The 11,099-nt window shown below is 71.0% G+C and carries 9 protein-coding genes; 5 read left to right on the forward strand and 4 right to left on the reverse strand.

The annotated features are described in order from the left end of the window. Nucleotides 1-13: 13 nt before the first annotated feature. Both miaA and dapF read left to right on the forward strand, forming a co-directional pair. The gene (gene miaA, locus IE317_RS16990) at nucleotides 14-916 is read left to right on the forward strand and encodes a tRNA (adenosine(37)-N6)-dimethylallyltransferase MiaA (protein ID WP_191311107.1); all 903 of its coding nucleotides are present in this window, start codon (nucleotides 14-16) and stop codon (nucleotides 914-916) included. A 10-nt stretch (nucleotides 917-926) separates the two neighbouring features. After that, nucleotides 927-1,754: a diaminopimelate epimerase gene (gene dapF, locus IE317_RS16995; protein ID WP_191311109.1), complete on the forward strand. Its 828-nt coding sequence runs from the start codon at nucleotides 927-929 to the stop codon at nucleotides 1,752-1,754. Nucleotides 1,755-1,775: 21 nt separating this feature from the next. Here the strand turns inward: dapF and IE317_RS17000 are convergent, their stop codons facing one another. The 3 genes from IE317_RS17000 to IE317_RS17010 form a co-directional block, all read right to left on the reverse strand. Continuing rightward, nucleotides 1,776-2,783, reverse strand: coding sequence for a hypothetical protein (locus IE317_RS17000; RefSeq protein ID WP_191311111.1), 1,008 nt, complete (start codon nucleotides 2,781-2,783; stop codon nucleotides 1,776-1,778). A 223-nt stretch (nucleotides 2,784-3,006) separates the two neighbouring features. Further along, nucleotides 3,007-5,520 (reverse strand): valine--tRNA ligase, encoded by a 2,514-nt coding sequence (gene valS / locus IE317_RS17005; protein WP_191311113.1) that lies wholly within the window; start codon nucleotides 5,518-5,520, stop codon nucleotides 3,007-3,009. A gap of 9 nt (nucleotides 5,521-5,529) precedes the next feature. Then, nucleotides 5,530-6,783, reverse strand: coding sequence for an MFS transporter (locus tag IE317_RS17010; protein ID WP_191311115.1), 1,254 nt, complete (start codon nucleotides 6,781-6,783; stop codon nucleotides 5,530-5,532). Nucleotides 6,784-6,846: 63 nt separating this feature from the next. On the opposite strand from IE317_RS17010, the gene IE317_RS17015 reads away from it, so the two are divergent. The 3 genes from IE317_RS17015 to IE317_RS17025 are packed head-to-tail and all read left to right on the forward strand — an operon-like array spanning nucleotide 6,847 to nucleotide 9,907. Then, nucleotides 6,847-7,350: an ArsR/SmtB family transcription factor gene (locus tag IE317_RS17015; protein WP_191311117.1), complete on the forward strand. Its 504-nt coding sequence runs from the start codon at nucleotides 6,847-6,849 to the stop codon at nucleotides 7,348-7,350. Nucleotides 7,351-7,392: 42 nt separating this feature from the next. After that, a complete protein-coding gene (gene hflX, locus IE317_RS17020) occupies nucleotides 7,393-8,841 on the forward strand; it encodes a GTPase HflX (RefSeq protein ID WP_191311119.1) in 1,449 nt (482 codons plus the stop codon). Nucleotides 8,842-8,893: 52 nt separating this feature from the next. Further along, complete coding sequence (locus IE317_RS17025; RefSeq protein WP_373309060.1) at nucleotides 8,894-9,907, forward strand: hypothetical protein; 1,014 nt, start codon at nucleotides 8,894-8,896, stop codon at nucleotides 9,905-9,907. 74 nt (nucleotides 9,908-9,981) lie between these two features. Here the strand turns inward: IE317_RS17025 and lexA are convergent, their stop codons facing one another. Then, entirely contained in the window at nucleotides 9,982-10,641 is a 660-nt protein-coding gene (gene lexA, locus IE317_RS17030) for a transcriptional repressor LexA (RefSeq protein WP_191311152.1), read from the reverse strand. Nucleotides 10,642-11,099 lie beyond the last annotated feature (458 nt).

Raw genomic sequence — 11,099 nt, forward strand, 5'->3', positions numbered from 1 at the left:
ATCGTCAGCCGCCGTGAACAGCCCCGTCGCGGTGGTCGGCCCGACGGCCACCGGCAAGACCGCGCTGGCCGTGGACCTGGCCCGCGAACTCGGCGGCGAGGTCGTCAACGCCGACGCGATGCAGCTCTACCGGGGCATGGACATCGGCACCGCCAAGGCCACCGAAGCCGAGCGCCGCGGCGTCCCCCACCACCTGCTCGACGTCCTGGACGTGACCGAGACGGCGTCCGTCGCGGCCTACCAGCGGCACGCGCGGGCCGAGATCGAGCGGCTCCTGGCCGCGGGCAAGGTCCCGGTGCTGGCCGGCGGCTCCGGCCTCTACGTCCAGGCCGTGCTCGACGACCTGCGGTTCCCCGGCACCGACCCGGCCGTCCGGGCCCGGCTCGACGCGGAAGCCGAGCAGCTCGGCACCCCGGCGCTGTACACCCGGCTGGGTGAGCGCGACCCGGCGGCCGCCGCCAAGATCCTGCCCACCAACACCCGCCGGATCGTGCGCGCCCTCGAGGTCATCGAGATCACCGGCGAGCCGTTCTCGGCGAACCTGCCGAAGCCGGGGCCCGCCCGGTACGGCACGGTCGTCATCGGTGTCGACCGCACGCCCGAGGAGCTCGACGAGCGCGTCAACGAGCGCGTCGGGCGGATGTTCGAGGCCGGCCTGGTCGACGAAGTGCGCGAACTGGAGAAGCGGGGCCTGCGCGAGGGGAAGACGGCGTCGCGGGCGCTCGGCTACCAGCAGGTGCTCGCCGAACTGGACGGCGACGGCGACTTCGAGGCGGCCGCCGCGGCAACGGCGCAGGCCACCCGGCGCTTCGTCCGCAAGCAACGCTCCTGGTTCCGCCGCGACCAGCGGATCCACTGGTTCGACGGCGCCGATCCCCGGCTGGCCGCGCGCGTCCTGGATACCCTGGGCCGGTAATCTTGCCCCCATGGGCGGAATCGAGTTCCTCAAGGGGCACGGCACGCAGAACGACTTCGTGCTGCTCCCCGATCCGGATGGCCGCCTCGAGCTGACCGAGGCGAGGGTCGCCGCGCTGTGTGACCGCCAACGCGGCCTCGGGGCCGACGGCGTGCTGCGCGTCGTGCGCGCCGACGCGCTCGGCGAGCCGTCCGCGGGCGAGTGGTTCATGGACTACCGCAACGCCGACGGGTCGATCGCGGAGATGTGCGGTAACGGCGTGCGCGTGTTCGCCCGCTACCTGGTCGACTCGGGCCTGGCCGCCGAGGGCGAGTTCGTCGTCGGCACCCGCGCGGGCGACCGCCCGGTCGTGGTGCACCCGGACCGCTCGGTCACCGTCCACATGGGACCGGCGACGATCACCGGCACGTCGGTGACGGTGGTGGCCGGCCGCCCGTTCTCCGGCGTCGCGGTCGACGTCGGCAACCCGCACCTGGTCTCGCTGCTCGACGACGACGTGGCCGGGCTGGACCTGCGCGACCAGCCCGACTTCGACCACGACGTGTTCCCGAACGGCGTGAACCTCGAGTTCATCAACCGCCTCGGCGAAGGCGCGCTGCGGATGCGCGTGCACGAGCGCGGGGTGGGCGAGACGCGGGCGTGCGGCACGGGCACGGTCGCCGCGGTGGCGGCCGCGTTCCACCTGGCGGGCACCGACACCGGCAGGTCCACTGTGGACATCCCGGGCGGCCGGGTCGAGGTGACGGTGTCCCGCGGCGCGTCGACGCTGTCCGGGCCGGCGGAGATCGTGGCCCGCGGCGAGCTCGACGAAGCCTGGTGGGCCGCCGCCGGTTCCTGACGGCGGCCCACCGGCGTCAGGTCATCCGGGGCGATTCAGCCCTCGCCCCGTCTTCGAATTCCCCGATCGACGCCGCTGTGAGGTCGACGGGTTCATCCGTCTTGCCGCGGACGACTTCAAAGCCGAGAACAGGCGGGTCAGTGCGCTCTTTGCGGCGGTGACCACCAGGCCGATTCCGATACCGACGAAGAATATGACGCGCTGACCGGCGGTCTCCTGGCTGATCTGAACGAAATTCCCGTCGACTTCCAGGGGATCCTCGGATTCCCAGTCGAGGGTGCCGGACCTGACCGGTGCCGGCGAGACGTAATCTGCTCGTAAATCGCCGGGAATTCCGATTTCTCCTCGTTCACTGTTCAGGACCACGGCTGCTGCTTGGGTCGACTTCCCGGACCAGGCGAACAGGTATTCGCACTCGGCTGCCAGCCTTCGCTCACGTTCCTGTGCGCTCATCGACTCGAGGTCTCGCGCGGTGGCGGACTTCAAAAACGGGCACGCGGACGGTCGTTCGACGCGGGGCGTGTGCAGCACGACCCGGGAGTTGCGCTTCCGCTCGATGTCGCGATCGAGCTTCAAGTGCAGCCATTTGTCGGCAAACGGCTTACCTTCCGCTTCGAACAGGTCTTCGCTGGTGAAGGTGATCGGGTAAGCCGACTGCCTCAGTGGATCGTCGACCGGCGGAATGGCTCCGTCATGAGCGATCGGAAGGGCCGGCTCTGCAGGGCCGTCGAAGGGAATTGACTGCTGAGCCCACGACGGTCCGGTCAAGAGGATGACGGCTGCGGAGCCGGCCGTATCCACGCCATCGATGCGCACGTTGATGTCGACCGTGGTTTCGCCGTCTTCGTGCTCGCTGTCGATCGCGAAGGATGCCGATGTCTTGATCACCGCCCCGGGCGGCCCCAGAACGGAGATCGATGTCGTGCGGGCCGCATCGAGCAGGTCTTGATGCTCCGGGGTACCCGGACTCTCCTGCATGTAGATGGTGTAGCCAAGAAAGGCAAAGGGTGCCGTGGCGATCAGGGCCACGATGGCCCTCCGCACTTCTCGCTTGTGGCTCGGCTTGCCCGCGCCCCTGCCAGGACCGTGGCGAAGGCGACGATTGGAGAGTTTCGGCGCTCTGCTGCCCAGCCGTGATCCAGCCGCCGCCGAATTCGCCGAAGAAGATCCGGCCAAACTGCTCCCCCGTAGCTGTTGCTCGACGTACGCACGGTGGGGCGGAGCGGCAGAACGGCGCTCCGCCCCACCGGCGTCAGACCTTCGCCTCCACCGCGAAGCCGCCTTCACGGGTCGTGACGTTCGCGATCGCGCCCGCGGTGCGGATGTCCGGCTCGATCTCGCCGAACCGTGCCAGCACGTCCGCCGGGCCGGTCACCGTGAGGCTCTCCACCGCCGTGCGCATCGACACCTTCGCGTCGGTCTTCGCGCGGCGGACCGCCGCGATCACCTGGCTCGCCAGCGCCAGCAGCTCCGGGTCGCCCTCGGACGAGGACGCCGTGGGCCAGTCGGTCCGGTGCACGGACCCGGGACGCCACCACGACCAGACCTCCTCGGTCGCGAACGGCAGGAACGGCGCGAACAGCCGCAGCAACGCCGAGAGCGCCGTCACCAGCGCCGCCCGGGCGGACTGGGCCGCTTCGGGACCGCGATCCCCGTACGCGCGGCCCTTCACCAGCTCGACGTAGTCGTCGCAGAACGTCCAGAAGAACGTCTCGATCGCCTGCAGCGCCCGGGCGTAGTCCAAGGCCTCCAGCGCGGCGGTCGCGGACGAAACGACGGCGGAAAGCGCCGCCAGCAGCGCCCGGTCCAGCGGCTCCGTGGCGACCGCGCCCGGCATCGGCACGCCGAGGCCGAGCACGAACCGGCTCGCGTTGAGCAGCTTCGTCGCCAGCCGCCGCCCGACCTTCATCTGGCCTTCGTCCACCGCCGTGTCGACGCCCGGGCGCGCGCTCGCCGCCCAATAGCGCACGGCGTCCGAGCCGAAGCGCTCCAGCAACTCCGCCGGCGTGACCACGTTGCCGACGGACTTCGACATCTTCTTGCGGTCCGGGTCGAGCACCCAGCCCGCGATCGCCGCCGCCCGCCACGGCAGCACGCCGTGCTCCAGCTCCGCGCGCACCGCCGTCGAGAACAGCCAGGTGCGGATGATCTCGTGCGCCTGCGGCCGCAGGTCCATCGGGAAGACGCGCGCGAACAGGTCGTCGTCGATGCTCCACCGGCCGGCGATCTGCGGCGTCAGCGACGACGTCGCCCACGTGTCCATCACGTCGGGATCGGCGGCGAACCCGCCCGGCACCCCGCGCTGGTCCTCGGTGAAGCCCGGCGGGACGTCGCTGCTCGGGTCCACCGGCAGCGTGTCCGGCAGCAGCCGCGCGCCGTGGTCCGGCTCGCCGTTCGCGTCGAGCCGGTACCAGAGCGGGATCGGCACGCCGAAGAACCGCTGACGGCTGATCAGCCAGTCGCCGGCCAGGTTCTCCACCCACGACGAGTACCGCACGCGCATGTGCTTCGGCACCCAGTCCAGCTCTTCGCCGCGCGCCAGCATCTTCTCCCGGAAGGCGGTGTCGTTCCCGCCGTTGCGCAGGTACCACTGCCGGCTGGCGACGATCTCCAGGGGCTTGTCGCCCTTTTCGTAGAACTTCACCGAGTGCGTGATCGGCCGCGGTTCCCCGCGCAGGGCACCGGCTTCGCGCAGCAGACGCACCATGATCTCGCGTCCGGTGTGGACGGTCTTGCCCACCAGCGGCGCGTAGGTCTCGGAAGGCACTCCGGACGGCGCGTCGGGCAGGAACCGGCCGTCGCGGCCCAGCACCACCCGCGTGGCCAGCCGCAGCTCCCGCCACCACGTGACGTCCGTGGTGTCGCCGAAGGTGCACACCATCGCGATCCCGCGGCCCTTCTCCGGATCCGCGAGGTGGTGCGCCACCACGGGCACCTCGACGCCGAACACCGGCGTCCGCACGGACTTCCCGAAGAGCGGCTTGAACCGCTCGTCGGCCGGGTGCGCCACCAGCGCGACGCAGGCGGGCAGCAGCTCCGGCCGGGTCGTCGCGATCACGACGTCCGCGCCGTCCGGCCCGGTGAAGGCGAGGTCGTGGAAGGCACCCGGGCGTTCACGGTCTTCCAGCTCGGCCTGGGCGACGGCGGTCCGGAACGACACGTCCCAGAGCGTCGGCGCTTCGGCCTGGTAGGCCTCGCCGCGCTCGAGGTTGCGCAGGAACGCGCGCTGCGAGATCAGCCGCGACGCACGTCCGATCGTCTGGTACGTCGTCGTCCAGTCGACCGACAACGCGAGCCGCCGCCACTGCTGCTCGAAGACCTGTTCGTCGGTCACGGTCAGGGACTCGCACAGCTCGACGAAGTTCCGGCGCGACACCGCCACGACGTCCTTGCCCGGCTTCTCCGGCGGCCGGAACCCCGGGTCGTACGGCAGCGACGGCTCGCAGCGGACGCCGAAGTGGTTCTGCACCCGGCGTTCCGTCGGCAGGCCGTTGTCGTCCCAGCCCATCGGGTAGAAGACCTCGAGCCCGCGCATCCGCTTGAACCGCGCGAGCACGTCGGTGTGGGTGTAGGAGAACACGTGCCCGATGTGCAGCGACCCGCTGACCGTCAGCGGGGGAGTGTCGATCGAGTAGACCTCTTCGCGCGTCTTGGTGCGGTCGAAGCGGTAGGCGCCGGTGGACTCCCATACGGGTACCCACTTGGCCTCCAGACCGTCGACACCGACCTTGTCCGGGACTCGCGGGCGTTCGTATGGGGTACTCATGAAACAACTCTAGGCGGCGGCGGAATCGCTTTTCGCTTCGGTCGGTAGATCACGCATGCGCCGCAGGGGCGAGCAAACCACCCACAGCACGGCCGCCGCCTCGCCGATCACCGCCACCCACATCGCCCCGCGCAGCCCGAGTCCTTCGCCGAGCCCGCCGCCCAGCAGGCCGCCGAGCGGGATGACGCCCCAGACGACGAACCGCACGCTCGCGTTCATCCGGCCGAGCAGCCGGTCGGGACAGATCACCTGCCGGTAGGAGACCGAGGCCACGTTGTAGACGATGATCCCGAACCAGCCGAGCGCCGCGCCGAACCCGGCGAGGACGAGCCGCCAGCCCGGCGCGGCGAGCGGGAGCACCAGGTGGCCGGGCAGGGTGCACAGCGGGACCAGCCAGATCGACCGCGCCTGGCCGATCCGCCGCGTGAGCGCCCCCGAGCAGAGCGCGCCGAGGATCCCGCCGGCCCCGCCGACCGCCAGCAGGACGCCGACCACGGCCGGCGGCAGTCCCACCGTCCGCGTCAGGAACAGCACGTACACGGCGGTGAACGCGCCGCCGAAGAGGTTCGCCGTCGCCGTCGTGCCCACCGTCGCCCGCAGCGGCTTGTCGGAGAAGACGAACCGCAGCCCTTCGGCCATCTGCGGGAGCAGCCGGGCGTGGCGGTCGTGCTCCGGCTCCGGCTCGACCGCGCGGATGCGCAGCAGGAACAAAGCCGACGTCAGGTAGCCGAGGCTGGTGACCAGGACCGTGTTGGCCGCGGTCACCAGCTGGACGAGCACGCCGGCCGCGCTCGGCCCGGCGATCTGGGCGGTCGACTGGACGGCCTGCAGCTTCGCGTTGCCCTCCAGCAGGTGCTCCCGCCCGACGAGCGAGGGCAGGTAGGACTGGTAGGCGACGTCGAAGAACACCGTCGCGACGCCCACGAACAGCATGACGACCAGCAGCTGGACGAGCGTCAGCACCCCGGCCCACCATGCGAGCGGCACGCTGAACAGCAGGCCGAAGCGGGCGAAGTCGGCGGTGAGCATCACCCGGCGGCGGCTCAGCCGGTCCACCCAGACCCCGGCGGGCAGCCCGATCAGCAGGAACGCCAGCGTTTCGGCCGCGGTCAGCAGCCCCATCTCGAACGGCGTCGCGGCCAGCGTCACCGCCGCGAGCAGCGGGACGGCGGTGTACCCGACGGCGGTGCCGAGCTGGCTGGCCGCGTCGCCGGCCCAGAGCTTCCGGAAGTCGGCGTGGCGGAAGAGTGACCCCCTGTGCATGGCTCCCGAGTCTGGCGGGAGTGATTGGAAAGTGTCAATCAGTGTTCGCTCTAGGCTGTTGCGGTGCTCCCCGCGAAACGACGTCCCGCGACCGAAGCCGAGGCCGCCGCGCTGGCCTCCGGAATACGGCTGCGCATCATCCGGTTGACCTTCTCGGAGGCGCTGACGAACAAGGAGCTGGCCGAAAGGCTGGGCCGGGACCCCGCGACGACGCTGCACCACGTGCGCAAACTCGTCGAGACCGGCTTCCTCGCCGCGCAGCCGCCGCGCCGCGGGGCCAGGGGCGCCCGGGAAATTCCGTATCTTTCGACGGGGCTTTCGTGGACACTCGACTCATGCGGTGACAAGGGCGTGGAACAGGCGGTTCTCGAGGCCTATCTGGCCGAGATCGCCGAGACCGGATTCGAGGGCGTGCACCAGTCGCGCCTGGTCGTCCAGGTGGCCCCCGAGGAACGGGCGGAGCTGGAAACACGGCTCAACGCCCTGCTCGAGGAGTTCCGCGCGCGCCCCCGCCGTCCCGGCGCCGAGCGCACCGCGGTCTACCTCGCCACCTATCCCAGCACGTAAAAGTTCGGTTCCCGCGGCGAATCGTGGGAACATGGAGGCACGATGACAGAACTGACACACACCGAAGACCACGACGACGACCTGTACGACGGCGACCCGTCGACAGGCGAAATGGAGCTCGAGGACCGGGCGTCGCTGCGCCGGGTCAGGGGACTGTCCACGGAGCTGGACGACGTCACCGAGGTCGAGTACCGGCAACTGCGGCTCGAGCGCGTCGTGCTGGTCGGCGTGTGGACCGAGGGCACGGCCCTGCAGTCCGAGGCGTCGCTGGCCGAGCTGGCGCGCCTGGCCGAGACGGCGGGCTCGGAGGTCCTCGAAGGCCTCATCCAGCGGCGGACCAAGCCGGACCCGGCCACCTACATCGGCTCGGGCAAGGTGCGGGAGCTGCGGGACATCGTCGGCTCCACCGGCGCCGACACCGTGATCTGCGACGGCGAGCTCTCGCCGGGCCAGCTGCGGCAGCTCGAGGAGAAGGTCAAGGTCAAGGTCATCGACCGGACCGCCCTGATCCTCGACATCTTCGCCCAGCACGCCCGGTCGAAGGAGGGCAAGGCGCAGGTCGAGCTGGCCCAGCTGCAGTACCTGATCCCGCGGCTGCGCGGGTGGGGTGCGTCGCTGTCCCGGCAGGCCGGTGGCCGCGCCGGTGGCGCGAACGGCGGCGTGGGCCTGCGCGGTCCCGGTGAGACCAAGCTCGAGACCGACCGGCGGCGGATCAACAAGCGCGTGGCGAAGCTGCGCCGGGAGATCGCGGCCATGGACACCATCCGCGAGACCAAGCGCGGGCGGCGGCTGGCCAACGAGGTGCCCAGCGTGGCGATCGTCGGCTACACCAACGCCGGCAAGTCGAGCCTGCTCAACGCGCTGACCGGCGCCGGGGTGCTGGTGGAGGACGCGCTGTTCGCCACCCTCGACCCGACCACCCGGCGCGCGCAGACGCCGGACGGCCGCGGCTACACGCTGACCGACACCGTCGGGTTCGTGCGGCACCTGCCGCACCAGCTGGTGGACGCGTTCCGCTCGACGCTGGAGGAGGCCGCCGACGCGGACCTGCTCGTGCACGTGGTGGACGGGTCCGACCCGGCGCCCGAGGAGCAGGTCAGCGCGGTGCGCGAGGTGCTCGCCGAGATCACGCGCAAGCGCAAGGAGCCGCTCCCGCCGGAGCTGCTGGTGATCAACAAGACCGACGCGTCCGATGAGGTCAGCCTGGCCCGGCTGCGGCACGCGCTGGCCGGGTCGGTCCAGGTCTCGGCCCGGACCGGGGCGGGCATCCCGGAGCTCGTCGAGGTGATCGCCGACCGCCTGCCGCGGCCGGAGGTCACGGTCGACGTCCTCCTGCCGTACTCGCGCGGCGAACTGGTCGCACGGGCGCACGCGGACGGCGAAGTCCTCGAAGAGGAGCACCTCGAGGAGGGCACGCGCCTGCTGGTGCGGGTCCGCCCGGAGCTCGCGGCGGCTTTGCGCGAGTACGAGACCAACTCGACCAGGGCCTGACACGTCTCCGTAGTGTGCGACCGAAGGGGTCGCACACTACGGAGGTGGCTGGGTGCGCTGGGCTGTCGTTCTGGTCTTCATGGCCGTGCTGGGCGGGGCGGCCCCCGCTTGGGCGGCTCCGGCTCCGGAGCCGTTGTGCACGATGAAGGACTCCCGGATCGGCGAGCTGTCCGGCCTGGTCTCCGACGGGTCCAAGCTGTACGCGATCAACGACGGCGGCACGAAGGTCCAGGTGTTCGTGCTCGGCCGGGACTGCAAGGTGCAGAAGGTCCTCACGGACAAGACCGACCCGTTCGACGTCGAGGACCTGGCCCGGACGCCCGACGGAACGCTGTGGCTGTCCGACACCGGTGACAACCAGAAGGGCAGGCTGACGGTCGCCCTGCTGGAGATGAGCCCGCAGGGCAAGGTCACCGTCCACCGGCTCACTTACCCCGACGGCCAGCACGACACCGAAGCGCTGATCATGGACAAGGCGGGCACGCCGTACCTGATCACCAAGGACGTCCTCGGCGAGGCCCGGGTGTACCGGCCCTCGGGTCCCCTGGCCAGCCCGGGACCGACCAACCTGGAGAAGGTCGGCACGGTGAAGATCGCCACGACGGACACCCAGGGCGGTCCGGTGGGCTCGATCGGCTCGGTGCTGGTGACGGGCGGTGCTTCGGCGGCGGACGGCAGCGTGGTCGCGTTGCGGACTTACACGGATGCCTACGTGTACGCGGCCCCGGACGGAGATGTGCTGGCCGCGTTGCAGCGCAACCCGGTGCGGATTCCGCTGCCGGGCGAGAAGCAGGGCGAGGCGATCGCGTTCGACCCCGACGGGACCCTGATTTCCGGCAGTGAAGGCGTCGGTCAGCCCCTCCGCGCGGTGCGGGGCGCGGCGGCACTGGCCGCGCAGTCCGGCGCACCGGCGGAGGGAACGACCTCGGCCGGCGCGAACGCGTCGTCCGGTTCGGCGGAGAACGGGGCCGGGCTCCCCGTCCTGCCTGCCGCCGGGATCACGCTCGCGGTGGTCGGCCTCGGCTGGTTCGGCTTCAGCAGGCTGCGCCGCCGAGCCCGCCGCTGACCTTCGGCTCCCCACGGCCGAAGATCATCCGATCAGGTGGTTCTCCCGGGCCGTGCGAAAGCCCGGGTGTCCCCTCAAAGGCGCCGTAGGACTGCCACGACCTTGCCGAGCACGGTGGCGTCGTCGCCCGGGATCGGCTCGTACGCCTCGTTGTGCGGCATCAGCCAGATGTGGCCGCCCTTGCGCTTGAACGTCTTGACCGTGGCCTCGCCGTCGATCATCGCCGCGACGATGTCGCCGTTGTCCGCGTCCGGCTGCTGGCGGACCACGACCCAGTCGCCGTCGGTGATGGCCGCGTCGACCATTGAGTCACCGGTGACCTTCAGCAGGAACAGTTCGCCCTCGCCGACGATCTCCCGCGGCAGCGGGAAGACGTCCTCGATGGCCTGCTCGGCCAGCACCGGGCCACCGGCCGCGATCCGGCCGACCAGCGGCACGTACGCCGCCTTCGGCATGACCGGCTGCTGGTCCATCTCGATGCCCATGGGGTTGTCGTCGGTCGCCGAGAGGACGCCGACCGCGCGCGGGCGGTTCGCGTCCCGCCGCAGGTAGCCCTTGCGCTGCAGGGCGCGCAGCTGGTGCGAGACCGACGACGTCGACGTCAGCCCCACCGCTTCGCCGATCTCGCGGACGCTCGGCGGGTAGCCGAACCGGCTCACCCACGAGCGGATCACGTCGAGCACCTGCTGCTGGCGGACGGTGAGGGTCTCGTCCACGTCGTACACCTCGGGCATGGCGTGCACCTTGCCCGAGCCGCCGGGGGACCCACTGGTCCTGCCCGCCTTGTTCTCCTTCGCCACTGCGTCGCCTCCCAGACGTTCGCTGCACGTATCTGCGCGCCGGCCGCCGCCCGCGGAGTTGCGGGCAGGCTCGCCGGCGGCATCTGCCCGGCAGATGCCCTGGTCACCGACGTTAGCCCCCGGGCACGACGATTTCAAACATCTGTTCGATCGACACGCCGTGTCCGCTCGATTTTGTCGGTGGCAGGTGGTAGACCTTCGCACGGGCGTTCGATAGAACGCCTGTTCGACCTTGATCCACGGGCCGCTCCCGGCCCGGGACAACGGGCGGACACAGGGTTTCGAGGAGGTTCGGATGTCCATTCTGGCCGAACGCGGACACGTTCGCCCGGCGACCCCGGTCCCGGCGCCCCTCCGTCCCGTGCGCGTGCTGCGCGGGCGCCGCGGCGAGG

The sequence above is a fragment of the Amycolatopsis bullii genome, assembly GCF_014654205.1.
GTDB lineage: Bacteria > Actinomycetota > Actinomycetes > Mycobacteriales > Pseudonocardiaceae > Amycolatopsis > Amycolatopsis plumensis.